Annotated in this window: 22 protein-coding genes; 15 read left to right on the forward strand and 7 right to left on the reverse strand. The window is 59.7% G+C overall.

Annotation, left to right across the window (positions count from 1 at the left end; all coding sequences use genetic code 11):
• Nucleotides 1-2 precede the first annotated feature (2 nt).
• The 5 genes from M017_RS0100740 (at nt 3) to M017_RS27240 (ending at nt 6,893) form a co-directional block, all read left to right on the forward strand.
• A complete protein-coding gene (locus tag M017_RS0100740) occupies nt 3-584 on the forward strand; it encodes an RNA polymerase sigma factor (RefSeq protein WP_031495003.1) in 582 nt (193 codons plus the stop codon).
• Complete coding sequence (locus M017_RS0100745; protein WP_031495005.1) at nt 581-1,357, forward strand: HEAT repeat domain-containing protein; 777 nt, start codon at nt 581-583, stop codon at nt 1,355-1,357. The genes M017_RS0100740 and M017_RS0100745 overlap by 4 nt, the downstream gene beginning before the upstream one ends.
• A complete protein-coding gene (locus tag M017_RS0100750; RefSeq protein ID WP_031495006.1) occupies nt 1,354-2,034 on the forward strand; it encodes a DUF4097 family beta strand repeat-containing protein in 681 nt (226 codons plus the stop codon). Before M017_RS0100745 ends, M017_RS0100750 begins: the two co-directional genes overlap by 4 nt.
• A gap of 12 nt (nt 2,035-2,046) precedes the next feature.
• A complete protein-coding gene (locus tag M017_RS0100755) occupies nt 2,047-2,862 on the forward strand; it encodes a DUF4097 family beta strand repeat-containing protein (protein ID WP_031495007.1) in 816 nt (271 codons plus the stop codon).
• 89 nt (nt 2,863-2,951) lie between these two features.
• Nucleotides 2,952-6,893 (forward strand): ATP-binding protein, encoded by a 3,942-nt coding sequence (locus M017_RS27240; RefSeq protein ID WP_051669394.1) that lies wholly within the window; start codon nt 2,952-2,954, stop codon nt 6,891-6,893.
• On the opposite strand, the gene M017_RS0100765 is transcribed toward M017_RS27240, so the two are convergent.
• Entirely contained in the window at nt 6,814-8,184 is a 1,371-nt protein-coding gene (locus M017_RS0100765) for an FAD-binding oxidoreductase (RefSeq protein WP_031495011.1), read from the reverse strand. The genes M017_RS27240 and M017_RS0100765 overlap by 80 nt on opposite strands.
• Nucleotides 8,185-8,188: 4 nt before the next feature.
• Nucleotides 8,189-9,859: a ribonuclease J gene (locus tag M017_RS0100770; RefSeq protein WP_031495012.1), complete on the reverse strand. Its 1,671-nt coding sequence runs from the start codon at nt 9,857-9,859 to the stop codon at nt 8,189-8,191.
• A 39-nt stretch (nt 9,860-9,898) separates the two neighbouring features.
• Here M017_RS0100770 and M017_RS27245 point away from each other — a divergent pair, with 39 nt between their 5' ends.
• From M017_RS27245 to hemL, 5 genes are read left to right on the forward strand one after another with little or no spacing between them, the layout of a single operon-like run.
• Nucleotides 9,899-10,600, forward strand: a complete 702-nt coding sequence (locus M017_RS27245) for a 3-keto-disaccharide hydrolase (protein WP_031495013.1) — start codon at nt 9,899-9,901, stop codon at nt 10,598-10,600.
• Nucleotides 10,601-10,611: 11 nt separating this feature from the next.
• Entirely contained in the window at nt 10,612-11,892 is a 1,281-nt protein-coding gene (locus M017_RS0100780; protein WP_031495014.1) for a TolC family protein, read from the forward strand.
• Nucleotides 11,893-11,933: 41 nt separating this feature from the next.
• Entirely contained in the window at nt 11,934-12,302 is a 369-nt protein-coding gene (locus M017_RS0100785) for a hypothetical protein (RefSeq protein WP_155121146.1), read from the forward strand.
• Entirely contained in the window at nt 12,299-13,498 is a 1,200-nt protein-coding gene (locus M017_RS0100790) for an NAD(P)/FAD-dependent oxidoreductase (RefSeq protein ID WP_031495018.1), read from the forward strand. Before M017_RS0100785 ends, M017_RS0100790 begins: the two co-directional genes overlap by 4 nt.
• Before the next feature lie 2 nt (nt 13,499-13,500).
• On the forward strand, nt 13,501-14,760 hold the full coding sequence (hemL, locus tag M017_RS0100795) for a glutamate-1-semialdehyde 2,1-aminomutase (RefSeq protein WP_031495019.1): 1,260 nt from the start codon (nt 13,501-13,503) through the stop codon (nt 14,758-14,760).
• On the opposite strand, the gene M017_RS0100800 is transcribed toward hemL, so the two are convergent.
• Nucleotides 14,745-16,364: an amidohydrolase gene (locus tag M017_RS0100800; protein WP_031495020.1), complete on the reverse strand. Its 1,620-nt coding sequence runs from the start codon at nt 16,362-16,364 to the stop codon at nt 14,745-14,747. The two genes, hemL and M017_RS0100800, sit on opposite strands and share 16 nt — an antisense overlap.
• A gap of 10 nt (nt 16,365-16,374) precedes the next feature.
• On the opposite strand from M017_RS0100800, the gene M017_RS0100805 reads away from it, so the two are divergent.
• Entirely contained in the window at nt 16,375-17,274 is a 900-nt protein-coding gene (locus tag M017_RS0100805) for a MauE/DoxX family redox-associated membrane protein (RefSeq protein ID WP_162179793.1), read from the forward strand.
• The gene (locus tag M017_RS0100810) at nt 17,271-18,458 is read left to right on the forward strand and encodes an aspartate aminotransferase family protein (protein WP_031495024.1); all 1,188 of its coding nucleotides are present in this window, start codon (nt 17,271-17,273) and stop codon (nt 18,456-18,458) included. Before M017_RS0100805 ends, M017_RS0100810 begins: the two co-directional genes overlap by 4 nt.
• On the opposite strand, the gene M017_RS0100815 is transcribed toward M017_RS0100810, so the two are convergent.
• Nucleotides 18,455-20,968, reverse strand: coding sequence for an alpha-L-rhamnosidase (locus M017_RS0100815; RefSeq protein WP_162179794.1), 2,514 nt, complete (start codon nt 20,966-20,968; stop codon nt 18,455-18,457). The two genes, M017_RS0100810 and M017_RS0100815, sit on opposite strands and share 4 nt — an antisense overlap.
• 30 nt (nt 20,969-20,998) lie before the next feature.
• Here M017_RS0100815 and M017_RS29020 point away from each other — a divergent pair, with 30 nt between their 5' ends.
• Nucleotides 20,999-21,817 (forward strand): HEAT repeat domain-containing protein, encoded by an 819-nt coding sequence (locus M017_RS29020; protein WP_162179795.1) that lies wholly within the window; start codon nt 20,999-21,001, stop codon nt 21,815-21,817.
• On the opposite strand, the gene M017_RS0100825 is transcribed toward M017_RS29020, so the two are convergent.
• The gene (locus M017_RS0100825) at nt 21,814-22,350 is read right to left on the reverse strand and encodes a hypothetical protein (protein WP_155121149.1); all 537 of its coding nucleotides are present in this window, start codon (nt 22,348-22,350) and stop codon (nt 21,814-21,816) included. The genes M017_RS29020 and M017_RS0100825 overlap by 4 nt on opposite strands.
• A 500-nt stretch (nt 22,351-22,850) precedes the next feature.
• Between M017_RS0100825 and M017_RS0100835 the strand changes: the two genes are divergently transcribed.
• The gene (locus M017_RS0100835) at nt 22,851-23,189 is read left to right on the forward strand and encodes a hypothetical protein (RefSeq protein ID WP_031495032.1); all 339 of its coding nucleotides are present in this window, start codon (nt 22,851-22,853) and stop codon (nt 23,187-23,189) included.
• A 250-nt stretch (nt 23,190-23,439) separates the two neighbouring features.
• Nucleotides 23,440-24,420: a TolB family protein gene (locus tag M017_RS0100840; RefSeq protein ID WP_080507429.1), complete on the forward strand. Its 981-nt coding sequence runs from the start codon at nt 23,440-23,442 to the stop codon at nt 24,418-24,420.
• Between the two features lie 268 nt (nt 24,421-24,688).
• On the opposite strand, the gene M017_RS0100850 is transcribed toward M017_RS0100840, so the two are convergent.
• Together M017_RS0100850 and M017_RS29615 are read right to left on the reverse strand one after the other, a co-directional pair.
• Entirely contained in the window at nt 24,689-25,114 is a 426-nt protein-coding gene (locus M017_RS0100850) for a hypothetical protein (protein ID WP_155121150.1), read from the reverse strand.
• A 94-nt stretch (nt 25,115-25,208) separates the two neighbouring features.
• A complete protein-coding gene (locus tag M017_RS29615; RefSeq protein WP_162179796.1) occupies nt 25,209-26,054 on the reverse strand; it encodes a hypothetical protein in 846 nt (281 codons plus the stop codon).
• Nucleotides 26,055-26,105: the final 51 nt, after the last annotated feature.

Consider the following 26,105-nt stretch of genomic DNA (forward strand, 5'->3'; position numbering starts at 1 on the left):
GATTGAATCCACAACGCCAGCTTCCGCAATCTGAGTCGATCGAATCGGACGAATCGATCATGGCCCGGGTGCGCGATGGCGATAGCGCGCAACTGAGCATCCTCTTTGAACGCCATGGAGAGCGTCTTTATCGCTACTGCTGGCGGATGAACCAGGATTCCCGTCTCAGTGAAGACCTCGTCCAGGAGGCCTTCTGCCGCATGCTGCGCTTCCGTTCCAGCTTCAAAGAGGGCCACGGTTTCCAGGCTTGGATGTATTCGATCACGCGCAATCTCCAGATGGATCATTGGCGCAAGAAGCGTTTTGAAGCGGAGTGGGAAGAGGGCTACGATGCCCCGGCTCCTCCGGGCGATCTGTTCGAGGGCAAACAGGAAGCAGCCTTGCTGCATGAGGCGTTGAGCCGCCTGTCCCCGTCCAAGAGAGAAATTCTCATCATGGCTCGCTTTGAAGAGATGCCACACGAGAAGATCGCCGAGATCCTCGGCTGCGAACCTGGTTCGGCGAGAGTTCGCCTGCACCGGGCCATTGCCAGCCTGCGCGAAACCTATCTGAATCTGTTGAACGAAAGGAAAAGCAGCTCATGAAAGAAATGTCGTTTTGTCCGACAGGCGAACGCCAGTTGGCTGCCTATCTCGAGAAGCGTTTGAGCCCGCGAGACCGTGACGCATACGCCAGTCACGCGGCTGCCTGCAGCATCTGCCAGGCAGAGATCGAGCTGTGGGAAAAGCTGTCGGCGCTCCCCACTCCGTCGCCCAGCCCTTATTTCCGCCGCGATTTCGACGCCATGATGACGCGGGAAACCGGCCGTGTGGCCGTCCAATCCATTCCCTTCTGGAAGCAGCCAATGATCGCCTGGGCCGCTGCGGCAGCCTTTGCGATTGGCGGCTTCTTCTCCGGCACTTACTTCGGCGGTCAAAAGCCCAAATCGGAATTGGGCGAACTCAGAGAGGAGATGCGAGGAATGCGCAGTATGGTGGCGATGAGCCTTCTCCAACAGCAGAGTGCAGTCGACCGGCTGCGCGGCGTCAATTATTCCGTCCGCCTCGACAACCCCGACGACGAGGTCGTCACTGCGCTCATTCAGACCCTCCGGGGCGACTCGAGCGTCGACGTACGCCTGGCCGCCGCCGACGCGCTCCGCAAATACAGCGGCCGTCCCAAGGTCCGCTCGGCCATCGTGGACTCGCTGACCATGCAGGATTCGCCGCTCATGCAACTCGCGCTCATTGATGCGCTGGTCGACTTCCGCGAACGCCGCGCCGAACCCCAGCTCGAACGTCTCGCAAGCGAAGGCGGCATCGATCCCACCGTCAAGCAGCGCATCGAAAAAGCACTCAAGGAGTTGAAAGTCCAATGACCCGTCGTGGCATCCTGCTCACCCCGCTGGCCGCGCTTGGCGTACAGACCCACAGCTATCGCGTCGACCGCGAGTTCCCCGCAACCCGCGCCATCGACATCGAAGTTCCCAATGGCACAATTGCGGTCCGGGCCACCAACCGGAAAAGCTTCCGGGTCGCCGCCGACATTGAACTTTCCGCCTCCATTCCAGAGGACCTCGAACTCGCCAAACGCGAAGTCCGCTTTGAACCCCGCCCCGACAACGATGTCTTCCGTGTGGGAGTGGAGAAGCCCGATTCGCGCTGGTCGCACTACAACTACCGCAGCAACGTGCAGGTCGAAATGCCTGCCGCCACGCGGCTGATTCTGCGCGGGGTCAACGGCAAAGTTCAGGTGGTCTATGAGGCCGCGCCCTCCACCAACATCTTCATCAAGAACGTGAACGGAGAGATCGAGATCCAGTTCCCTCGCCCCCTCAACGCCGACTTCAAGATGAAGACAATGAACGGCCACATCTATTCGGCATTCGACATGTCCGACTTGCCAATCGAGCCGGAAACACAGGTAACAGAGCGAGGCATGAAGCGTATTGTGAGCAGGAACCGCTATGCGGGCGGACGAGTTGGCCGAGGGGGAATTGAGGTCCAGATCGAAGGACTCAACGGCGACATCCGCATCCTCGAACGAAAGGCATAAAACAAAAACACAATGAAAAATACACTGCTTGCAATTCTGATCGCCGCTGCAACGCTCGCCGCTCAAGGCGGAGAAAAACTTTCTATCGCGTTGCGCGATCCGTCCCGGCCCGGCACCGTCAAAATGAACACCATCCATGGCTCGATCCTCGTCAAAGTCCACGCGGGCAAAGACATCATCGTCGAGACCGAGGCGCGTACTGAAAAGGAGCGGGAGCGTGAAGTCCCAGAGTCGGCTCGTGGGCTCCGGCGCCTCAACTCCACCGGCCTCTCCATCACGCTTGAGGAAGAAAACAATGTCGTCACCATCTCAACTGGCATCCGCGCCCGGAGCGAAAACTTCGTCATCCTCGTCCCCGCCAAGACCTCGCTGAAACTCTCGGCGACCAACGGCAGAATGATCACCGTCGAAGGAGTGGACGGCGAGATGGAACTCAACGCCACCAACGGCGGCATCACCCTCACAGATGTCTCCGGCAGCGTCGTCGCCCATGCACTCAATGGCAAGATCAATGCGAAGTTCAAACGCGTCGACTCGGACAAGCCAATGAGCTTCAGTTCCATGAACGGCACCATTGACGTCACATTTCCAGCCTCAATCAAAGCAAATCTGAAGATGCAGACCAATAATGGCGATGTCTTCACCGACTTTGATGTCCAGATGAAACCCAACACGGTCAAGATGGAAAAATCAGAGCCCGCCTCCAGCGACCGGGACCGGAACCGTGTGCGTATGGAGTCGCTCACCTCGGGAGCCATCAACGGCGGCGGCCCCGATTATAGCTTTAAGAATTTCAACGGTAATATATATATCCGTAAAGGGAATTAATTCTCGTTCTGATTCATGAACAGCGGCGGCAAACTGGCTAACGTTTTATCATCGAGAATAGCTGACCTGTCGATAAGCCCTCTATAGGATTGTCCGCCACGATTCGCAACTGGATATTCTTCGCGCTCCTCGCCCCTGCTCTGGCTCAGCCTGGTGGGGGCGTTGGTGCGTTTGCGGCTTCTACGCGCGCGCCCCTCATCCGCTCGGAAGTCAGCCTGAGTGAGGCCCTCCTCGAGTCCTGGCGCTGGGTGGAGTTCACAAAGGCCGACGGCCTGCCCAGTGTCGACATCCTGCAGATCATCGAAACCGGCAATGGCACCATCTGGGCCTCCACGGCCGCTGGTCCTGTTTGGTACGACGGCTATCGCTGGTTTCCGGTGAAGGGAGTAGAGGCCTGCCCCTTCAATCATTCCGGACGCGCCCCCCGGCAGATCCAGCCCTATGGCGAGGACCGTATTTTCGTGGTCTGGTCAGAGCGGCTCTTCGTGGTCACGCCGGCACAATGCTCCGAACTCTCCCTTTCCGCGGCGGGAGAAAAGATCAAGGTCTATTCGATCGGCCCGCTCACCAAGGCCAGTGAGAGTAAAACTCTCGTTGAAGATACCGCGCACAATTTCTACGAATGGAACGGCGGCAGTCTGGATCTGGGCCCTCCGGTGCTCTCCGGCGATTTCACGGCGAGCGTTGGAACAATGAGAGGAAATGGGGGCACGGCCTTTGCCATCTCCCGCGACGGACTCATCCGTTCGACTCCTGCCGGGTTTGAGGTCGCGCTCAACCGCGACACGCTGAAACACCCCATGCAGCTCTCGAGCACAACTCTACGCGCCTTATCCGAGAATTCAAAAGGCGATGGGCTGCTGTCACTCTCCTTCCCTCAGGATTGGATCGGCATCTGGGAGTGGAGCCCCGGCAAACCCCTCCAACTGGTGCGGCGATCGAACGCACAGGTCGCGCGGCTGCTCGCCATCGCCGAAAACGGCGACGCCGTTGCCGTCTATAACTCGAATCAGGTTTGGGTGCGTGAGGGAGGCAACTGGACTTCACTCAAGCCGATTCCGATGGCGCTGCGCACGGCCACCGGCATCTATTTCGACAGCCACCACCGGCTCTGGGCCACCAGCACCAACGGACTCCGGCTGCTGCGCGGCGATGACCAGCGCTGGCTCAAGATGATCTATCCCTTCCCGGACCTCAAGAATCATTTCGAGTCGCTTGCGGTCGATCGGGATGCGGCGCTTTGGATGGGAACCGCCGACGGGGTGATTGTTCTCCGGCCGGATGGCACGCGAGAGGAATTGGCAACGATCGGTAGCCAGCGTCTCGGCATTGTCACCGGACTGGCCCACACCTCGAATCGTGATGTCTGGCTCAGTAGCGGTTCCAGCTTCACTGGAGTCTACCGGCGGACAGCGGGCCAGTGGAGACACTATGGCCCCCAGGAGGGGCTCCCCGACTCTCACATCCATAAGCTGGTGGTCGATTCCCATGCGGCGCTCTGGGCCTTGTCCACTGGCGGTGGCCGGGCCAACGAGGTTGCCGGCCCCTATCTCTGGAATGGCGTGCGCTTTGAGCCGTGGTCTGGAACCTCCAGTTTGATCGACCCACACGTCTACTCTGTCACCAGAACTGCGGACGGTGCGCTTTGGTTTGCCGCACACACCGCAATCAGCCGCCTGAAAAATGGGCAATGGAAACATTGGGGCACCGGCCAAGGCATCAAATCGCCCTATTTGTTCTTCATCACGGAGCGCCCCGGCGGGGGCGTTTACTTTCTGGATCGCACCAACGGACTTGGTGAAATCGACGGCAAGGACCAGATCCGGTACACCGCCATCGGGACCACGGCAGCCACCAACTCCGCCTGGGAACTACGCATCGCCCCGTCCGGCAATCTCTGGGTCTCCACTCGCGGCGGGCTCTTCGTCCGCAGAGACGGCGAGTGGAGTTGGATCGGCCAACCGGCGGGTCTCGACAATCAGGAACTTTGGCCCGTCGCCTTTTGGAACAATCGCGTCTGCACCGGTTCCGATGGCAATGGCCTTTTCTGTCTGAATGACAAAATGGCCTCCGGCCATCCGCCGCGCATCCAGTTCGATCCTCTCCACATGGATGGCACCTCGGCCACCACCAGTTGGCACGTCTTCACGTTTGGGGACTCGGCGACGACGGAACGCAGCTTTTCGCGCTACCGGCTCGACAACGGGCCCTGGTCCGAGTGGATCTCGGCTGGCAAGGTGACCTTTCCTTCGTTAGGCGCCGGATCACATCGTCTCGAAGTCGAAGCGAAAGATCAGTTCGGACTCCGCAGCAACCGCCCGGAACTGTTCGAGTTCACCGTACCCGCTCCGTTCTACCAACAATCCATCTTCCTGGTCCCGGTGGGCATCAGCATTGCCGCTACGTTGATCGCGATCCTCGCCTTCATCGCACGCAAGGTCGAACACAACCGGCAGTTGGCCGAGAAGGAAGAGCGCTTCCGGGCGCTCATTGAATACAGCTCGGTCGGGATTACCTTGCGGGACCGCAATCACAGGGTTTTCTATGTCAGTCCCGCCGTCAGCGCCATCTTGGGATACGAGCCCGAAGAACTGATTGGCGACTACCGCGATGATATTCTGCATCCGGACGACGTCGATAGCGCCGACAGCCGCTCTCGCAGCCTGGTGGATATTCCCGGACAGACCTTGCGCTCACGCGTCCGCATGCGGCACAAGAACGGCGAATACCGCTGGATTGAGATCACAGACCGCAATCTCCTGCAGAACTCGGCGGTCGCTGCGATTGTGACGAACTTCCGCGACGTCACCGATTCCACCCGCGCCGAGTTTGCAGCCGCCGAAGCGCGCTCCCGTGCCGAGCAGGCCAATCAGGCTAAGAGCGACTTTCTGGCCATGATCAGCCATGAGATCCGTACGCCGATGAATGGCATCACAGGGATGTGTCATCTGTTGCTCGATACCACGCTCAATAAAGAGCAGCAGGAATACGCCGAAACCATCGCCCACTCGGCACAGTCCCTCCTCGCGCTGATCAACGACGTGCTCGACTTCTCCCGCATCGAAGCCGGTAAGCTGAGCATTGAGCGCGCGCCCATCGACGCCAAAGCGCTCGTCGAAGAGGTAGCGCAACTGATGCGGGTCCGCGCCGATCAGAAACGCCTGCGCCTCATCACACGCTATCCGGAGGATGCCCCGCGCGGCTTCTACGGCGATGCACTGCGCATCCGCCAGGTACTCATCAACCTGGTGGGCAATGCCGTCAAGTTCACTCACGAGGGCGAGGTGCGCATGGAGGTGGAGATCAGCTATCAGGAAGGCAGCCAGTACAACGTCTGCATCCGTGTCAGCGACACCGGCATCGGCATTGCGCCCGAGAAGCTGCCGCTGGTGTTTGACAAGTTTACCCAGGCCGATCTCTCCACCACCCGCCGTTATGGGGGCAGTGGCTTGGGCCTCTCGATCTGCCGCCGCCTCACTGAACTGATGGGAGGAACGATTCAAGCCTCGAGCGGCATCGGAAAGGGGAGCGAATTCCGCCTGGACCTGCCGATGGACATCGCCCCAGAAAGCGCGCTCGAGCGGCAGGACGCCTCACGCCAGGCGCTCCGCCCGTTGCCCGAATCCCTGGCCGTTCTGCTTGTCGAAGACAACACCGTGAACCAGAAGCTGGCCGTGCGCCTGCTGGAGCGCCTGGGCTGCACCGTCGCGGTGGCCAATAGCGGCGTGGAAGCACTGGCCCAACTGGCCAAACACGATTACAACCTGATCCTGATGGATTGCCAGATGCCCGAAATGGACGGCTACGAGACCACGCGGCGCATCCGGGCCAGTGAACGCGGCAGCCAGCACATGCCGATTGTCGCGATCACCGCCAACGCCATGGAGAGCGACCTCGAACGGTGCATCTCCAGCGGCATGGATTCCTATCTCACCAAGCCGATCGACTTCGTTAAGCTGCGGGATGCACTGGAGACGTGGGGAATAGATTCCCGCGGCCCAAAAGCCACTTCGGGTCCAAGCGAAGCTTAACGGCCTGCATCGCCGCAATCTCGGCCGGCGAAAACATCAGTGGCAGAAAGTCGCGCTTGCGTTTGCCCAGCCCGTGCTCGGCCGCAATCGTGCCGCCGAGTTCCACGCTCTTCGCCGCAAAGTCCTGCATCAGCTTCTTGCCTTCGGCCACTTGCTCGTCATTGCCTGGAAACAGATTCACATGCACATGCGCATCACCGATATGTCCGAAAATCACCGAGCGGCCGCCGAAGCCCGAAGCAATCCGGTTCCGGTAATACGCCATCATCTCGCGATTCTTTTCCACCGGCACTGAGAAGTCAGACCCTAATTTCGGAAAGCCCAACTGCCGCACCAGCGCAATCACATGCTCGGCGAGCGAATGCCGGAACAACCGGAAACGCTCCCGGTCTGCCTCCGTCGAACCGAACCAGCTCTGCTCAGCCAAGGCCTTCTGCGCCGTCAGCCGCTCCTCCCAGGCATCGAGCGCGGAATCATCTTCCAGGATCTGCTCGACGATCACACAAGCAGCGGCTTGGCGCGGCAGATCGTCATACTTTGCACGAATCAACTCAAGCGAAGCCTGATCGGCATACTCGAGCATCCGCAGCCCCGGCACATGCCGCCAGGCTTCCACCGCGTTGATCGCATCTTCGTCGCTCGAGAAAAACACAATCCCGTTCAACAATTCCTTCGGCAAGGGCAACAGCTTCAGTTCCGCCTCGATGACGACGCCCAGTGTTCCCTCACTTCCGGTAAACAGATCGATCCAATCCATGCCCGGTGCGAGCGGGTAGCCTGCCGAATGCTTGCTCGATGCCGGCTTGTAGACGGCCGGCACCTCAAAATCGATCGCTTCGCCACGCCGGACATCGATCACCCGCCCATCCATCAGCGCCACCCGCAACCGCAGGATCCAGCGCCGCGTCGCTCCATAAAGAAAGCTCCGCGACCCAGAAGAGTTGCACGAGATCGTGCCGCCAATCGCGGCCATCGTCTCGGTCGGGTCCGGCGGATAGAACTGCCCCGTCTTGCGCGCCGCCGCATGCAGATCCCGCAGAATCGCACCGGCGCCACACACGGCAGAGCCGTCCCGGATCTCGATCGAGTTCAACTTCTCGAGCGAAATCGACCAGCCGCCTTCCGGCACCCGTCCTCCGGTCAGCCCGGACCCGGCTCCGGCAATCGTCACGGGAATCCCGCTCGCCTGCGCCTCAGTCAGCATCGCGATCAGTTCCGCTTCGTTTTGCGGAATTTGAATCTTCTCCGCGAAACCCTTATAGTTCGAGGCGTCCTCGAGGTAATCCCACATGGCGTTAAACCTCCAATACAACCGGCACGATCATCGGCCGGCGTTTTGTCTCTCGATTGAGGAAGCGCTTGAGGTCATTCCGGATCTTCTCCTTCATGACGCCCCAGTCCTTGCGCTCTTCCGCGTTCGAAGCTTCAATCGTCTTGATCACCACCTGCTTGGCAAAGGGCAGCAGTTCGCTCGATTCCTCCAGCGAAACAAAGCCGCGGCTGATCAATTCAGGCGGTCCCTGCATCTGGCCTGTTCCCTGATCGATGCCAATCACAATAATGACGAAACCATCTTCCGACAGATGCCGGCGATCGCGGATGATCATGTCTTCGACCACATCGCCAAGCGATCCGGAATCAATACAGATACGCCCCGCGTTGATCTTCTCGCCCTTGCGCGCGCCGCGCTCATCGATCATCAGACTCTCGCCGTCTTCGACGATAAAGGTCGATTCCAGGCCCTGGCCCACCAGATGGCTGGCCAACTGCGCATGGCGGATCAACTGTAAGTACTCGCCATGAACCGGCATGAAATACTTCGGCCGCACCAGGTTCAGGATCAGCTTCAATTCTTCGCGATACCCATGGCCGGAGACATGGATCGGCGGCGATCCGCCGCCATAGATGATCTCGGCGCCACGGCGGGCAAAGTGATTCATCAAGCGGCCAATCGGTTTCTCATTGCCCGGGATAATGCGGCTCGACAACACAACCGTATCGCCCTGCTTCACCGACAAGCTCTTGTGGTTATCAACGGCCACGCGGGACAGGCTCGACATCGGCTCGCCCTGCGTGCCAGAGACGACACAGCACAGCCGGTGCGCCGGCGTGTCCATGATGTCTTGCGGCCGTAGCAGGATGTTATCCGGAATGTGCAGCAACCCGAGTTCGTGCGACAACTCAGTCGTTGCCAGCATGCTCCGGCCCAGGAAGGCGACCTTGCGGTCATACTTCTTGGCGACATCCATGATTTGCTGCAGACGATGGATCGAACTGGAGAAGGTCGAAAAGATCAGCCGTTTGGTTGCCGTCGCAAAGATCTGTTCGAGGCGCGGACGAACCGCACGCTCCGATTCCGAATACCCCGTGCGCTCGACGTTCGTCGAATCGCTCATCAGCAGCAGGACACCGCGCTTGCCGTATTCGGCAAAAGCATGCAGGTCAAAATGCTCGTCATCGATCGGGGTCTGGTCGATCTTGAAGTCCGCCGTATGCAACACCACGCCGAGCGGCGTCGTGATCGCCAGCGCGACAGTCGACGGAATCGAGTGGGTCACCCGGATGAAATGGATCTTGAACGGCCCGATCTCGAACTTGCCGCCCGCCTCCACTTCGCGCAGATCGGTCTGCTTGAGAAGGTGGTGCTCCTCAAGACGCCGCTCGGCCATCGCCAAGGTGAAGGGCGTGCCGTAAACCGGAATGTTGACCTGAGAAATGAGATAAGGTACGCCACCGATATGGTCTTCATGACCGTGGGTCAGAATCAGGGCTCGGACCTTCTCTCGATGGTCCTTAAGGTAGGAGAAATCGGGCGTGACGATGTCGACGCCGAGCAACTCGGAGTCGGGGAACATCATGCCAGCGTCTATGACGATAATGTCGTCTTCATAGCGGAGAGCCATGGAGTTCATACCGAACTCGCCAAGGCCTCCGAGGGGGATAACTTGCAGTTTGCCTGTTGGCATCAATAATCAGCTTCCCCCTAAGGATAAACTGTCGGGTGCATGAGAATTCTGCTGCTCTTTTCTTTCGCGCTTTCCCTCCTCGGCCAGCCCAAGGGTTACACGGCCCTGTTCGACGGCAAAACCCTGAATGGATGGGAGAGCCGCGGCGATGGAATCTGGAATGTCATCGACGGCGGCATCCTTGTCGGCCAGCGGGATGTCGATCCGAAAAGCATCGCCCCCGGCAAGCGCTTCACCACCGAAAAGGAATACCTCACCTGGCTGAACACCCAGGCCTGGCTCTATACCAGGGATAGTTTTGAGAACTTCGACCTCCACGTCGAGTTCTGGACCAAGGAACACGGCAACAGCGGCATCAGCCTGCACGACCCCTCCCGCGCCGCCGGCGCCATCGCCCCCACCCCGGACTTCACTAAGACTCCGGCGCGCATCGCCTACGAAATCCAGATCAACAACAACTACCCCGATCCCCACCCCACCGGCAGCATCTACAGCTTCATGGACGCGCCCAAGGATGCGCTCCGCGAGAACCAATGGAACAGCATGGACATCGCCGTCCGCCGCGATTCGATCACCGTCAAGCTGAACGGACGCGAAGTCGCCAAGACCGCCCCGACCCCAAGCGCGCCACCAGCGGCCCCATCGGCTTGCAATTGCATGACCAGTTCAGCATCATCCAGTTCAAGAACATCTGGATCCGGAGAATTTCGAACTAAGGGCTTGCTAGCATGGCCTGAGTAGGCCATCGCACCATGAAGTCCAACGCATTCCTCGTATTTCTCGCCGTCTCGCTCTCCGCCGAAACCCACAAGATGGACATGAAGTCCGCGCTCCAGCGCGCGCTCCAGCAGTCCCCCGAAGTGATTCTCAGCCGCATCGACGAGGCGAACTCACAGCAAAGCGTCCAGATCGCCCGCGACCCGTTCTTCCCGAAAGTAATCCTCGGCAGTGGCCTCGCGTACACGAACGGCTTCCCGATGAGCATCGAGGGCAGCGCCCCGTCCATCGTCCAGATCAAAGCCATCCAGAGCCTGATCAACCGGCCGCAGAGCTATTTGCTGGCCAAGGCAAAGGTCGATGCCAAGAGCGCGCAGCAGCTCGTGCAGATGAAACGGGATGAGGTTCTCGAAAAGACGGCCAAGCTCTACCTCGACGCCGACCGCGCCGCCCGCAACCTCAAGATCATCAGCGGGCAGATTGAGAATATGGAGAACGTCCTCGCCAGCGTCACCGCGCGCCGCGACGAAGGCCGCGCGCTCGCAATCGAGGTCCAACGCGCCGACATCAATCTCAAACGGTCGCGCCAGCGCCAGCGCGTGCTGGCCACGGAACTGAAACAGACCGAACACGCCCTTGCCTATGTGCTCGGCTACGACGCGCAGGATTCCGTCGAAGCCAATTCGCAAGTGGCGATGGACATGTCTCTCGCCCCGGAACCGGACATCGCGGTTCGAGAAGCGCTCGAGAACAGCCGCGAGTTGAAGAAGCTGCAGAGCGATCTGCAGGCCAAAAATCTGGAAGTGCAGTCCAACAAGGCGGCATGGCTCCCCCAGATGGATCTCGTGGCGCAGTACGGCCTGTTTTCAAGGTTCAACAACTACGACGTCTACTTCAAACACTTCCAGCAGAACAACACCCAGCTCGGCGTCAGCTTCAAGTTCCCGCTCATCCCCGGCACCGCGCCACGCGCCCAGGCCCAGCAGGCATTGAACGAGGTATCGCGGCTACGCCTCCAGGTGGCCAATGTCCGCAACCGCATTGAAATCGATACCCGTAAGCTCTTCGACGACCTCCAACTCCAACGCGAAGGCCGCGAACTGGCGAAGCTCGATCTCGATGTCGCCCGTGAACAGATCAACATCTACCTCGTCCAACTCGAAGAAGGCAAAGCCAGCCGCCGCCAGGTGGAGGAGTCTCGCTTTCTGGAAGCAGAGAAATGGCTGGCCTACTGGGATGCCCAATATCTCTACGATCGGGCTCGTGTTTCCCTGCTCGCCGCCACCGGCGGGCTCATGACCCTTGCTGCAAACTAAAGAAAACTTGAGCTGCCACCCTCCGAATGTATAATTCCTTTGTGCGATTCGCTTTTCGACTCACTGCCCTGCTCTGCCTTTGCGTGTTCACGCTTTTGACACAGAGCTGTGCGAAGGACATCAACAATAAAGAAGCTGTAAAAGAGGCAGTGCTGAAACGTCTCGAAAGCGTCAGCGGATTGAACCTCGCCAATATGGATGTCGACATCACGAGTGTCAGCTTCAGCGGCAATAGCGCCGATGCGAAGGTAGCCTTCAAGGCAAAGGGTTCCGGCGAAGCCATGTTGAACATGAGCTACAAGCTCGAACGCAAGGGCGACCTCTGGGAAGTGAAATCCTCCAGTGGCGGCATGGGCGGAGCCTCCCAACTGCCGGCAGGCCATCCTCCCGCTGCAGGCGGACAGAAGTGAAGAAAGTCGCCGTATTGGGTGGCGGCCCTGCCGGTGCGCAAGCAGCGGAAATGCTTTCTGCGGCCGGGGTCAATACGATCCTGATCGACGAGAAACTGGCTTGGGAAAAACCCTGCGGCGGCGGCATCACCTATAAGGCTTACGAAAAGTACCCTTATCTGTTTGAGAACGAGACGGCCAAAAAGGTCGTCACTGAAACCTACATTGGGGCGCACAAATCCCCCAGCATCAAGATGAATCTGAACCAGCCGATCCTCATCTATTCGCGGCTGGAGTTGAACAAGTTACTGCTCGAACGCGCAGACCGCGCCGGTGCGCAGATCGAACAAGAACGGGTCACCGCTATCGAGGAACGTGAGAAGGGCTGGAGTCTGAAGACTCGCTCAGGCTCGATTGAAGCCGATTACGTCATCGTCGCCACCGGCGCGCGCAATCCATTGCGCGATGTCGGCACCCAATGGACGCCGGACGATACGATGGTCGCCCTCGGCTACTACATCCCCACCACGCAGCCCCATATCGACATCCAGTTTCTCGATCGTCTCGAAGGCTATATCTGGGTGTTCCCCCGCCAGGGCCATCTCTCGGCAGGCATTTGCGGACGGGGAGAAACGGCGCACCAACTGCGTGCCCGCCTCGAACGCTATCTCGACGAAAAGGGAATCAACTGGAAGCAGGGCCAACTCTACGCCCACATGCTTCCCTCGCTGTCGCGCGCCCACTGGCGCAACAACCGCGTGGCCGGAAAGCGTTGGATGGCCGTCGGCGACGCAGCCGGCTTTGTCGACCCGATCACCGGCGAAGGCATCTACTACGCGATCCGTTCCGGCGACCTCGCCAGCCAGGTGGTCTGCGCGGCCACGTTTGATCCCGTTACCGCAGGAGCCGCCTACCGGTCGCGCATCGAAGAAGACTTCATGCACGACCTCGAGTTTGGCGCCAGCTTCGCGCAGAAGCTCTACTTAGGCCGCTTCTTCTTCAAGAGCATCCCCGATTGCATCGTGCAGTACATGCAGCGCAGTCCGAAGCTCTATGAGTTGATGCAGGACATCTTCTCCGGCACGCAGGACTATCTGAGCCTGCGCAACCGTCTCTTCCGCAATCTGAATGGCACGGTCAATGAGGCCGTCGTCAACTTTATCTTCCAACGCATCATTCCGGAGCCGCCGGTGGGCGCTCGAGTTCCAGCCCGTTAGCCATGAATAAATCCCGTTCCACAAGCCTGCTCGAACGAGCAAGGCAGATCATCCCTGGTGGCGTCAATTCGCCGGTCCGCGCCTTCCGCAGTGTCGGCGGCGGGCCCCTCTTTATCAAGCGCGGCGACGGCTGCCGCATGACGGACGAAGACGGCAACTCCTTCATCGACTATGTCGGCAGTTGGGGGCCACTGATCCTCGGACACAAGCCGAAGTGTGTCATCGAAGCGCTCGAAGCGGTGCTCGAGATCGGCACCAGCTTTGGCGCGCCAACCGAGCGGGAAATCGTACTCGCCGAAGCGATTCGCGATGCAGTGCCGTCGATGGAGATGCTCCGCCTGGTCAACAGCGGCACTGAGGCGACAATGAGCGCCCTGCGTGTCGCGCGTGGCTTCACCGGCCGCGACCTCTGCATCAAGTTCGAGGGTTGCTACCACGGCCACGTCGATTCCCTGCTCGTCAAAGCAGGCTCGGGTCTGGCCACCTTTGGCCTCAGCGATAGCGCTGGCGTCCCCGCCGCCTTCGCCGCCACCACCATCTCTGTCCCCTTCAACAACCTCGCCGCTGTCGAGCAGGCTTTTGACAATTACGACGGCCAGATCGCCTCGATCATTGTCGAGCCCGTGGCTGGCAACATGGGTTGCATCCCACCCGCGCCCGGCTTTCTCGAAGGGCTACGCACACTGTGCACCCGTCACGGCGCTCTGCTGATTTTCGATGAAGTCATGACTGGCTTCCGGGTTGCCTATGGCGGTGCGCAAGCCCGCTTTGGCGTCAAGCCCGACCTCACCGCGCTCGGCAAAATCATCGGCGGTGGTCTGCCGATTGCCGCCTACGGTGGCCGCGCCGATGTGATGAGTCATGTCTCGCCCACCGGCCCCATCTACCAGGCCGGAACCTTATCGGGCAACCCGCTCGCCGTCTCGGCTGGCATCGCGATGCTGCAATACCTGAAGGCGCATCCGGAAGTGTATACGACAATCGAAGAGCGCACAGCGGCTCTCTGCGCCGATCCGCTCCCGGGAGTAACGGTCAACCGCGTTGGGTCGATGTTCACCTTCTTCTTTACGAACGAGCCGGTCTTTGACTACGACTCGGCAAAGAAGAGCAACACTGTTCGTTTTGGCCAATTCTTCCATCACATGCTCGAACGCGGTGTCTATCTGGCGCCTTCGCAGTTTGAAGCGGGCTTTGTCGGCTACGCTCACTCGGCGGAAGACATCGAAGCCACCAAGCAGGCTGCCGCTCAGTTCAGCGCGTAGACCCGCTTGCCGCCGACATAGGTCGCACGGATCTTGGTGCCAAGGACATCCTTCGGGGCAATCGTCATGATGTCGCGGTCGAGGATGAGGAAGTCTGCCAGCTTTCCAACCGTGATCGAACCCTTCTGATTCTCCTCAAAAGCAGCCCGGGCGGGCGTCAGCGTAAAGCTCTCTAAAGCTTCGGCCCGGGTGAGCGCCTCCTCGGGAATCCAGCCGCCCTTCGGTTCTCCATTGTGATCCTGGCGAGTGAAGGTGGCATAGAAGCCCCAAAGCGGATTCGGGTCTTCCACCGGGAAATCGCTGCCGTTCGCAATCTTGATGCCCATCTTCAAAAAACGCCTCCAGGCATAGGCTCCGGCCATACGATCTGGGCCCAAACGCTGTGCGGCCCAGCGCATGTCACTCGTAGCATGCGTCGCCTGCATCGAAGGAATGATGTCGAAGTCCTTGAAGCGTTGGAAGTCCGGCAGCGAGATCACCTGCGCATGCTCGACGCGGAAACGGCGGTCATTCTTACCCGCTAAGACCTTCGCATAGCTGTCCAGTACAATGCGGTTCGCGCGGTCGCCAATGGCGTGCGTGCAAACTTGAAACTGCTTCGCGGCCACTTCGGCAATCTGGTCTTCGAGGGTCTCTTGGGTGGTGACCAGTAGTCCGTTCGTCGATTTGTCGTCGGAATAAGGCTGCCACAAAGCCGCGCCGCGCGAGCCGAGCGCGCCGTCCGCATAGAGCTTCACGCTACGGACGGTCAGGTGATCGCCAATCTCAGGGCCGCTCTTTGCGTACTCCTGCCAAAGGCTGCCCGTGCCGCCGATCATGGCGTAGACACGTAAGGGGAGAGCATTCTCGCGGATCAGTTCGCGGTAGGCATCGCGCTCCGGCGTGCCGATGCCTGCGTCATGAACGCTGGTGAGCCCGAGTTTCACGCTGGCTTCAGCAGCCAGCTTCAGCCGGCGCTTTACCTGTTCGAAACTGAGATCTGGAATCTTGCGAGTGACCAGGCCTTGCGCCGCGTCGACAAAGACTCCGGTCGGGTTGCCGTCTTTGTCGCGGACAATTTGGCCTCCTGGAGGATCTGGCGTCGCCTTACTGACGCCAGCCAGTTCGAGCGCGCGGCGGTTTGCCCAACCGGCATGCCCATCGACGCGGGTGAGATAGACCGGGCGGTCGTTGACCACTTTACTGATGTCGTCCGCGTTGGGAAACTCCCCGCCCCAGTTTGTCTGGTCCCAATTGCGGCCGCGCACCCATTCCCCGGCAGGCAGTTTCGCCGCAGCCTGCTTCACTTGTTGCGCGACTTCTTCCTTTGTTTTGGTAAAGCGCATGTCGAAGGTTTCGAGCAAATCGCCGAGCCCGCGAAGGTGGACGTGAGCATCGATCAAGCCGGGGATGATCGCGGCGCCATGGGCATCGATGCGCTGTGTTTTCGGGCCGATATGCTTCTTCATGTCTCCGCCAACAGCGAGGAATTTCCCGTCCTTGATGGCAAGACTCTTCGCGCCAGGCTTCGTCTGATCTACTGTGTAGACGGTGGCATTTTCGATCACAAGATCAGCTACCTGACCGAATGCCGAAAAGGCGACGAGGACTAGAATAAGAAACATGGAACACAGTATGCCACAGCCCCAAAAATGGAAAGGAGCTGTGGCCTGGACGGGTGCGGTGCTCGCGGCAGCCCTGTTTTTATTGGCTGGAATCTGGAAAATGACCGATCCGATCGAGGCCGGAGCACGCCTTGCACAGGCCCGCGTCCCAGGAATGTTGAGTGAGTTTGCCGCCGTCTCTTTTGGCATCGCCGAGACCTTTGCCGCCATCCTGATCCTGATCCCGCGCTATCGCAAACTCGGCGCTTATCTGATCGGTTTGATGCTGGTCGCCTTCATGATCTGGGTCGGCTACTTCTATCAGGAGTTGCAGGGCAAGGAGTGCAGTTGCTTCCCCTGGATCAAGCGGGCGGTGGGTCCTGGTTTCTTCATCGGCGACGGCATCATGCTGGCAGGCGCGGTAGCGGCCGGGTGGTGGGCGCGGTGGAATACAGAGTGGAAGCTGCCTGCGGTGCTGCTGGTGGCGCTGAGTGTGTTTGGGGTATCGAGCTATGTCTATGCTCTGAGCAAACAGAGCGGCGCGGTTGCGCCCGAGAGCGTCCAGATGGTGAATGGCGAGACGCACAATCTGCGCGAAGGCCGGCAGGCAATCTACTTCTTCGATCCGCAGTGCATGCACTGCTTCCATGCGGCGCAGGCCATGTCGAAGCTCGATTTTAATGGGACGAAAGTGCTGGCCGTCCCAACGGAAGTGAAGCAGTTTGCCGGACAGTTTCTAACCGACACCAAGTTCAGCGTCGCCCAGATCTCCAATGATACGGACAAGTTGAAGAAGGCTTTCCCGTTTGGCGATCCGCCGTTCCTGGTGCTGCTTGAGAACGGCCGGCAGAAGGCGGCGATCAATCAATTTGACGAACCGGCGTTCCCCAAGCGGATCATCGACCTGGGGTTCGCTACAGTGAAAGAATGAAGCTGGATGAGATCCAAGAGCTAGAGAAATCCTACCTCTTACAAAACTACGCCCGCTATCCGCTGGCTTTGGCAAGCGGTAAGGGCGTGTATGTTTATGACGTCGAAGGCAACAAGTACCTCGACCTTCTCTCCGGAATTGGCGTCAATTCCCTTGGGCACAATCACCCACGTATCACCAAGGTGATCCGGGAGCAGAGCGCAAAGCTGCTGCATACCTCGAACCTCTACTACCACGAGTATCAGGGTAAGCTGGCCAAGAAATTGACGGAAGTGAGCGGCATGGACCGCGCCTTCTTTTGCAACTCCGGAACCGAGGCCGTGGAGGGCGCTCTCAAGATTGCCCGTTCCCATGGGCGCAAGATCCGTCCTGAGAAGTTTCATCTGATTGCCCTTGAGAACTCCTTCCATGGGCGCACCTTTGGCGCGCTCAGCGTGACGGGGCAACCGAAGTATCGGCATGACTTTGAACCGCTGTTGCCGGGCGTGACCTTCATCCAACGCGACGATGAGGCGGCACTCGAGGCGGCCTTCCATGAGAACACGGCGGGCATCATCCTTGAAGGGATCCAAGGCGAAGGCGGCGTGTTGCCGGTGTCGAACAGCTTCCTTGAGAAGGCGCGCGCGCTTTGCGACCAGTTTGACGCGATCCTGATCCATGACGGCATCCAGTGCGGCGTCGGGCGTCCGGGGACTTACTTCTCCTATCAGAACCTCGAGCGTCCGGTGTTTCCAGACGTGGTCGCCTTTGCGAAGCCAATCTCTTGCGGCTTGCCGATGGGCGGCATTCTCATGAAGCAGCGCGCAGCCGATTCGCTCGGCGCGGGCATGCATGGAACGACCTTTGGCGGCGGGCCGCTGGTTTGCCGGGTGGCACTTGAGTTCTTCGACATCCTCGATGACCTGTTGCCGCATATCCGCAAGACTGGCGAGTACTTCCGTGAGGAGCTGCGCGAGTTGGGGAAGAAGCATAGCTTTGTCAAAGAGGTGCGCGGCGCGGGTCTCATCATCGGCGTGGAACTCGATATGGAGTGCAAGAAGATGGTGACCGACGGCTTTGAGCAGGGCCTCTTGTTCAACGTCACGCACGACACGGTGCTGCGCTTCCTGCCTGCTTACATCCTCAAGGAGAAGCATGTCGATAAGGCGATCAAGGGCCTGAAGAAGATCTTCGCCAAGTACTAGTCGAGCTGGACCACGAAGTGGTGGTGGCCGCCAGAGAGTTCATACTCCAGCCCGTTCTTCGGGTAGGGGAGGAATCGCCTGGCGGCCTCTTCATTTCCGTTGTGCAGAACCTTCGGCGAGTCGCGATTGATCTTGGGGAGGATCATCGTTGCAGTTGCGTTCGGTGGCACTTGGGCCTCGATCTCGTAGCCTCTTGCAGTGCGATGCCAGTTGATCTGGATGCGGCCTTGCGGCGTGTCGAGCGAGCCGGAGGCGTGCTTCAGTTCGCGGGTGATTTGTGGGGCGAGGGTGAAGTGGGTGTAGCCGGGCTTGGATTCGTCGAGCTGGATGCCGGCGGTGGATTCGACAAAGAAGGCGGCGATGGCGGCGAAGGCCGGGTGGTTGTGCGAGTTGGTGCGCGAGCCGACTTTGTACTGCCAGATCTCCCAGATGGTAGTAGCTCCTTTGTCGATCATGTAGCCGTAGCTGGGGTATTCGCGGGTGTTGAGCAGGTCGTGGGCTAGCTCGGGGTGAGACATCTCTGTCAGCAGCGGGAAGAGATAACGCGTAGCGTGGATGCCGGTGGTGAGGTGGGTGTTGTGGTAGTAAATGATGCTCTTGTTGGTCTCATCCATAATGCGCTTGCGTTGGTCAGCAGGGGTGATACCGAAGGCGAGCGGGAGGACCTTCGCGGCTTGGGAGCCGCCGCTGTACTTTGCGTTGATAGCGGCGGCGATGGACTCAGCCCTTTGGCTGTAGAGCTTCGCATCGCTATCGTTGCCGAGGATCGCAGCGGACTTCGCGACGATGGAGGTGGCGAGGTAGTAGTAACAGGAGGAGACGAGTTCACCGGGGGTGTTCTCGAGCGCCATCCAGTCGCCGTACAGCGAATCGGCTACGAGGTTGTCCTTCGCGCGAGTGGAGAGGAAGTCGACCCAGCGCTTGATGTTTGCGTAGTGATCGGATAGGGCGCGCTTGTCGGCGTGGCGGGTGTAGAGGTTCCAGGCGATGACGGGGTAGGCGGCGGCCCAGGCGGGGTCGCCGGACTTCTGGCCGAAGGTGCGGTGCGGGGCGACGTCGGGGACTTCGCCGTTGGGGCCGAGTTCGTCGGCGATGAGGCGGAGGAAATTCTCATAGAGAGGCACGGCGGCAAAGTGCATCATCGAGGCGGCGCTGGCCAGGTGCGCGTCGGCAAGCCAGCCCATGCGCTCGTCCCGCTGCGCGCCATCGGTGGGGATCGACATGAGGTTGCCCTTGAGCGTCCAGAGGGCGGCGCTGTGGATCTGGTTGAAGAGGGCGTTTGAACTGGTGAAGGTGGCGGCCGGGGCCATTTGCGAGTGGATGAGGATGGCTTGCACAGAGTCGAGGGTGGGAGGGGTGAGACGGTGGGGGGCGTCGGGAATGGAGACTTCGGCGTAGCGGAAGCCGTGGTAGGTGAAGCGGGGTTGCCAGTCTTCGCCATCGGCATTGCCAGCGAAGACGTAGGTGTCAGTGCAGCGGGCGTAGCGCAGATTCTCGACATTCAGGTTGCCGTCGGGGTAGAGGCTTTCGGCGTAGCGGATGCGGAGCTTCGTGCCTCGGGGAGCTTGCAAGTGGATCTTTGCCCAACCGGTGAGGTTCTGGCCGAAGTCGAAGACATAGGCGCCAGGGCTGGGTTGGTTGAGGGACAGCGCGGGGCGGATCTGCTGGACCTCGATCGGGTCCATGGGCTGCGCGCTCAGGATGGGGCTGAGCTTGGGCAGGGTGAGAGTCTTGGCCGTGAGGGGGCGGGTGGCGTCGTAGTCTTCGCCGGCGTAGACCGAGTCGCTGACATGGGGGCCGTCGAAGGCTTGCCAGCCGTTGCCGGTTTTTAAAGCCACTGCTCCGTCGATGCGGAACTCGGCGATGGCCGCAGGCTGGCCTGCCCAAGCTTGCCCGTACCAGCCATTGCCGAGCGTAATCTCGACTTCGTTGCCGCCGGTGCGAAGGTAGGGCGCGATGTCGTAGGTGGAGTAGAGGACGCGCTTGTCGTAATTGGTGAAGCCGGGATCGAGCACGCTCTTGCCAACCCGTTGGCCATTGATGCGGAGCTCGTAATAGCCGATGCCCGAGATGTAGGCGCGGGCGTTGCGGGGGATGCGCTCGAGCGGGAGATTTGCTTTGAGGATGCGGCCGCCGGAGATCCATTGGGCTTGCCAGGTGGAGCCGGGAAGGGCGGCGGTTTCAAAGTGCGCGACCGGGGATTGGGTGGAGGGTTCGTCGTCCTGATTCCAGAGCTGGACGCGCCAGGAGTATTGGGTGTATGGACGGAGCGCGGGACCGGAATATTCGATGTGGACACTCGAGGCGGAGGCCTGCTTGCCGGAATCCCAGATGGTGGCCTGGCACTTGGGGTCGCGGCAGAGGGTGAGGCGGTAGCTGCTTTGGGGATGGGGCGCCCACCAGGAAAAACGAGGCTTGGGGGTATCGATCCCGATGGGATTCTCGCGGTACTCCGTCTGGAGGTGAGATGGGACAAGGGAGGACACCGCAAGGGCGAAAGCAAGGAGCATTCCTTTGACTGTATACGCGATGATGTCCGTATGAGAAGTCTTTGCCTTTTTCTTCTTGGAGCCTGCCTCTGGGCTGGGACCGTTGAGGATGCCCGGAAGGTGTTGAGCGACGCCGCACATGGGAAGGATGGCGACGAGCGACGCGAAACGGCACTTGCCTTGAGTCTTGTATATGCGAAGGATCCCGCCGCCTCTCTGCTCGACGAGATGCTGCGGGATAAGGATTATCTGGTGCGCGTAGCCGCAGTGGACACGCTGGGGGAGCTGAACGATAAGAGCCGTCTTGGCTTGCTGAAGACCGCGCTCTCGGACGATGTGCCGGAGGTGGCCTTTGCGGCCGCAAAGGCGCTGTACGCATTGAAGACCCCAGAGGGCCGCGAGGCCTTGCAGTCTGTCTATGAGGGTGATCTCAAGGCGAAGAGCAACTATGTCAAGAAAGAGATGATGAACAGTTGGCGGCGCTTGAAGTCGCCGAAGAGCGCGTTTCTGTTTACGGTGCAACAGGGCATTGGCTTCGTTCCGGTGCCGGGCATTGGGGCCGGCTACAACGCGATGATGGGCATCTTTGGCGATGCGGAGTTCAGCGCGCGGGCGGTGAGCCTGCTGATGCTGTGCGGCGATCGAGGCAAGGCCTGCAATGAGATGCTGGGCGCTGCCTTTAGCGACGAGGATTGGACGGTGCGCGCGGCGGCCGTGCATGTGGCGGCGACCCGGAACCTGACGGCGCTGAAAGGCCAGCTCGCCGTGTTGCTCAACGATAAGAAAGAAAAAGTAAGATTGCGGGCAGCAGCCGGATATTTGCGGATGGAGGCGGGGGTTCCGGCGAAGGCGTTGCCGAAGAAGCTCTAGAACGGTTTGCTGGCCGCTTCGCTGTCTTTTCGCATTTGCTCGGCGGCCTCTTGGACTTCCTCGGTTTGGTAGAGGAGGAACTGAGCGAGGTAATTTGGGTTCGTTCGTTGCAAATTTGATTTGCGCAGTTCGGTGATGGGGAGGCTCTTCGGGATTTCAACCTCGCGGCCCATGGCGCAGAGCTCCGCGTAAACTTCGTAGGCGGCGAAACGGTCTTTTTGGAGTTGGCGCAATTCCTTGAAGGCTCTGCCGGCGCGGCGTTCCTGCAGGTTGGCAATTTTGAGGGTTCGCTCCCAGTGGGAGAAGAGGGACGCGTCGCCGGGATTGGAACAGGAACGGCTTTCGGCCAGCAGCTCCAGTTTTCTCGCCCGCTTGGCCTGGAAACTGGCCCAAGCGTAGCGCTCGAAGGCCTCTTCTTCGATGGCGGAATCGGGTTGGCAATCTTTGCGCAGTGCAAGCGCGTAGGCCTGGTAGGCCTGTTCCTGTTCGGCCAAGAAACCTGGATTCGCTTCGTTTTGTTCTTGGGTGGGCATGGGCTTCCTCTCGTTGTCCAAAATAGAAAAGCCCGCAATTGCTTGCGGGATCTCGCCATTACAGTAGCAGCCGGAAGAAAGGGGACGGCTGCGCATTGGGATTTGCCGGCCGCTCTCTTTGTTCGAAACACAGGGCTTAGCCCGGTATTATTAATTTTTGTTAGCCCGTGACCGAGTGATGGCATGGCGAGAATTGCAGCATGCTGGTTTTGGTTTGGCTTGCGTTCTGCTGGCACGACTTCTTCTATTGCGTCGAACAGCCGCTTTGGGAAGACCTTGATGAGTGGGGCATTTTGCCGTCACCCAGGAGTTGCCGCAACAGGATGCTTCCCTGCCCGGGATGCGCTAATTTCGAACCAGATCCAGGAATCACAGCTGCTCCTGCCGCCTGCCGCTTCGCGCGCAGCCTTCTCTGCCGAAACGGTCACGCATGACTCCTATTGGAAGCTTGCGCCAGAGGAAAGCTTGCGGCGCGAAGAGGCACTGCGAGGCTTGCGCGATTGGCCCCCGCCACGAATCTGATTGGCTCGGCGACTGCTGGTGCGGAGCTGGATGTACCGGGGATGTGGCTGGCGGCGATTCTGGCGATCTTGGGATTGCTGCGTTTGGCCTGGCGGCGCGGCGTGAGCCTGGAGTTGCGCATTCTGCTGAGCGCGCCGGTGGCCTATCATTCGCTGGTGATTGCTCTCCCACAGCATGTGACAACAGGGATTGGCTGGTATCTGTGCTCAGTGATTGCGGCGGAGGCCGCCCTGGTGGAATTGGGATTGTACGAACTCGTGGGCAGACGCCGGGTACCTGGCCTCTGCTGGCTGTTTGTTGCTCTTGACTGTATGTGATGCACTTTCTACTGGCACCTTATTACTGGGGAATGATTGCGCATCGCAGTACCGGCGGCTTAGAGCCGTTTTATCTTAAGACACTATTGGGCCAATGGGGGGGGGAGATTTGCCAGAGGTTCGCCGTACATGAGGCAAACGGCGTGGGCACAAGAACAGTGGGACTGCTTTGGTTCAGTTACTTGTGTTCGACGCTGGGGTTGGGTGTGATTGCCGTAACCGAGGCGCGGCGGAAGGCATCGTAGGAGACATGCTTCGATCATGGTTCTCCACTTACTCGGTTTGGTTGCTGCTTGCTTCGGCAATTGGATTTGCTCAGCCTGGAAGGATCGCTTATGAACGTGCCCCGGACGGAAAACCCGTCTGGCCGGCGCGGGATGTATACCGGATGAATGCGGATGGGTCGGGAGATACGGCGCTGACTACAGATGGACATAGCCATACGCCGAGTTGGTCGCCAGACGGGAAGCAGATTCTGTTTGTCCATGATGCGGCGCTGCGCGAACCACGGCAGGGTCCGCCGTCGACTCATCATCCGGTGGAGTTGCAGGTGATGGATGCGGACGGCAAGAATCGCCGCCTGCTACTGCGGACCGAGGCGCCGATTTACTCGGCGAGGTGGTCGCCAGATGGGAAGGCGATTGCGGTGAGTGCAGCGCTGCAGCAAAGGAGTGAGAGTGGCGAGGAGATGCGGGGCGGGCTGTACCTGATTCCGGCCAGTGGGGGGACACCGAAGTTGCTGTATGCCAATGGTTGGAGCGCAGCATGGTCACCGGACGGGAAGCGGCTGGCCTTCACGGTGGAGCGACCACGAGGCGAGTGGTCGATCTATGTTGGGAATGCGGATGGGTCGGACGCGGTGCCGATGCAAGATCTGCCTCGCTATGCGGGTTTGCCTGCCTGGTCGCCAGATGGGGAGTGGCTGGCTTTTGCTTCAGACAGGCAAGTGTTTGTGTCGCGCCCGGATGGGACAGAGAGGCGCGAGGTGGCGCCGCCGTCTGGCTGGAGTTGCCAGCGCATCGCTTGGAGCGGCGAAGGAGATGGCCTGGTGCTGGGTTGCTATTCGTCTTCCAAACCGTGCGGGTTTCTGGGAAACGTATCGTCCACCGGCACCGTGTTACCGGATTGCGAGCGGCGGCTGTTTGGGATCGCTACGGTTGCCGGAGTGCGGGAAGTTCGGCAACTTGGGGAACATGATGCGACGGCTCCGGCGGTGAGCTTGCGGGAGTAGGTCGCATTGCGCCTGATGCGCAACGGCAAACTACTTATGATTTTTCAGAAGAAAGAAAGTTCTTTGGATCGGTCTTTGCCTGTAGTTGTGGCATATTCGATCCCACGAGCATCCAGCAAGGTGGTCAGGTCGGACACCACGGTCGGACGAGCCCACTCAAACCTCTTTTCATACACATCCATTGAACGATCCTTTGCAATGGACAGCCTTCTGCCGCAAATTGCGTCGAGCACCGCAAGCCATGCATTCGCAGTGTGGCTTAGAAGACTTAGGCTCTTGTAGACGCCCGCTCCGCAGCGGCCGCAGATTTCATCCGGACCAATAGCTGACCAGCGTCTTGCCCCAAGGCTGAGCCGTCCTCAAAAACTACTGCGTCTATCTGGATCGAGACCGAAACCATTTCTGAGAGCCATTCCATTGCGCTCTCCACTCGACTTTGCGCAGGCATGACCAGTGAGCCATTGTACTGAGAGAGCGCGCCCACCAGTGATATGAATTCTGTTGCGTCGGCTGCAACCACTGACTTAAGGTCGCTCGTGTCGGCAAAGATCTGAAAGCTACGTTTGACCATTCCATCCTTGGCCGTGCTGACCCACACCACCGTAAATCCGATCAGCGGCTGCGGCGAACGATTCCAGAGCAACACAGAAAACGGCGCGAGCGTAGCCAGTTCGGGGCTCGTTTCAGAACTCACTCTTGCCTAGAATTCGGAACTGGAACGGGCAAACAGCGTGAGTCCACCAAGGCTTCGTCTGTCCACTGCGAGGGAGAGATTCATGAGTTCTGGTTTAGGCCTCAGCCTGACTGGATCCTTCCACCTGGCTAAGCCAGCCTATGGCGAGCCAGGCTCCTAAGACAAAACTGACACCATAGCCAGCGAGCGGCACCGGAAAGGCGCCAAAGAAACAAGAGCATCCGATGCCTGCAAAATAGCCTGTCAACGCGACGGCTCCGGGCCGTTGGGCGTCGAGTAGCGGCGCCGCCATGCAGGCCACCAGCGCCAGGACTAGCAGGATTGCCATTGCGGGGTAGGTTGCCCAGGCTAGTTGGATGATGCCTTCTACGGCCGGCACCGGCAGCAAGGGATCGGGTCGCATCCAGACCCAGGCGAGGTAAGCCAGGAGGGCTCCTGTGCCGAGCAGTTTGTGGACTAGCAGCAGTCGCTTGCTCCAAAGAAGGATGCCCATGCCGAGCGTGAAACCGCTGGCTTGCGAGGCGTCTGGCTGGAGCAGGAGGATTGTCGCGATGACCGCGGCACTGAGTACCCTGCCGAGGCCAGGGACTTGGGTGCTGTCCAGAATCAAGATCGCAGTAGGCAGGAGCAGCGCGGCGGCATTGAGCTGGATGGGGCCGCAATCGAGCCAGCGTCTGACACCAGAGATACCTTCCTCATGGAGAGTGGCTGCCAGTGTTGCCATGGCGAGAACGAGCAGGGCCGTCGCATGCAACGAATTGGAGCGCATTCTTGAAAGAGCAAAGGCGAGTACGAGGCCGAGGAGCCAGGCGACTCCGTTGCGCACCCATAAGGAAAGCGGCAGCCCGGACAGCGCCATCGTCATCGCGCCGAGTGCGACGGCCAGCAAGGAAACAGCAGCGAAACTGAGGAACAACTGGAGGCGAGGAGCCCGGTGCAAATATTTCCGCCTCTCTTGCTTGTGGGAACAAGGTGCAGCAGCCTGGTGTCG

This window comes from Bryobacter aggregatus MPL3 (assembly GCF_000702445.1).
Classification (GTDB): domain Bacteria; phylum Acidobacteriota; class Terriglobia; order Bryobacterales; family Bryobacteraceae; genus Bryobacter; species Bryobacter aggregatus.

Bases quoted from the DNA above. Each gene is read 5' to 3' on its own strand.
- M017_RS0100750 (WP_031495006.1), top strand. From the start codon at position 1,354: ATGACCCGTCGTGGCATCCTGCTCACCCCGCTGGCCGCGCTTGGCGTA.
- M017_RS0100840 (WP_080507429.1), top strand. From the start codon at position 23,440: ATGCTTCGATCATGGTTCTCCACTTACTCGGTTTGGTTGCTGCTTGCT.
- M017_RS0100805 (WP_162179793.1), top strand. From the start codon at position 16,375: ATGCCACAGCCCCAAAAATGGAAAGGAGCTGTGGCCTGGACGGGTGCG.
- M017_RS0100780 (WP_031495014.1), top strand. From the start codon at position 10,612: ATGAAGTCCAACGCATTCCTCGTATTTCTCGCCGTCTCGCTCTCCGCC.
- M017_RS0100800 (WP_031495020.1), bottom strand. From the start codon at position 16,364: ATGTTTCTTATTCTAGTCCTCGTCGCCTTTTCGGCATTCGGTCAGGTA.
- M017_RS29020 (WP_162179795.1), top strand. From the start codon at position 20,999: ATGAGAAGTCTTTGCCTTTTTCTTCTTGGAGCCTGCCTCTGGGCTGGG.
- M017_RS0100815 (WP_162179794.1), bottom strand. From the start codon at position 20,968: ATGCTCCTTGCTTTCGCCCTTGCGGTGTCCTCCCTTGTCCCATCTCAC.
- M017_RS0100745 (WP_031495005.1), top strand. From the start codon at position 581: ATGAAAGAAATGTCGTTTTGTCCGACAGGCGAACGCCAGTTGGCTGCC.
- hemL (WP_031495019.1), top strand. From the start codon at position 13,501: ATGAATAAATCCCGTTCCACAAGCCTGCTCGAACGAGCAAGGCAGATC.
- M017_RS0100765 (WP_031495011.1), bottom strand. From the start codon at position 8,184: ATGTGGGATTACCTCGAGGACGCCTCGAACTATAAGGGTTTCGCGGAG.
- M017_RS0100770 (WP_031495012.1), bottom strand. From the start codon at position 9,859: ATGCCAACAGGCAAACTGCAAGTTATCCCCCTCGGAGGCCTTGGCGAG.
- M017_RS0100810 (WP_031495024.1), top strand. From the start codon at position 17,271: ATGAAGCTGGATGAGATCCAAGAGCTAGAGAAATCCTACCTCTTACAA.
- M017_RS0100755 (WP_031495007.1), top strand. From the start codon at position 2,047: ATGAAAAATACACTGCTTGCAATTCTGATCGCCGCTGCAACGCTCGCC.
- M017_RS0100825 (WP_155121149.1), bottom strand. From the start codon at position 22,350: ATGCCCACCCAAGAACAAAACGAAGCGAATCCAGGTTTCTTGGCCGAA.
- M017_RS27245 (WP_031495013.1), top strand. From the start codon at position 9,899: ATGAGAATTCTGCTGCTCTTTTCTTTCGCGCTTTCCCTCCTCGGCCAG.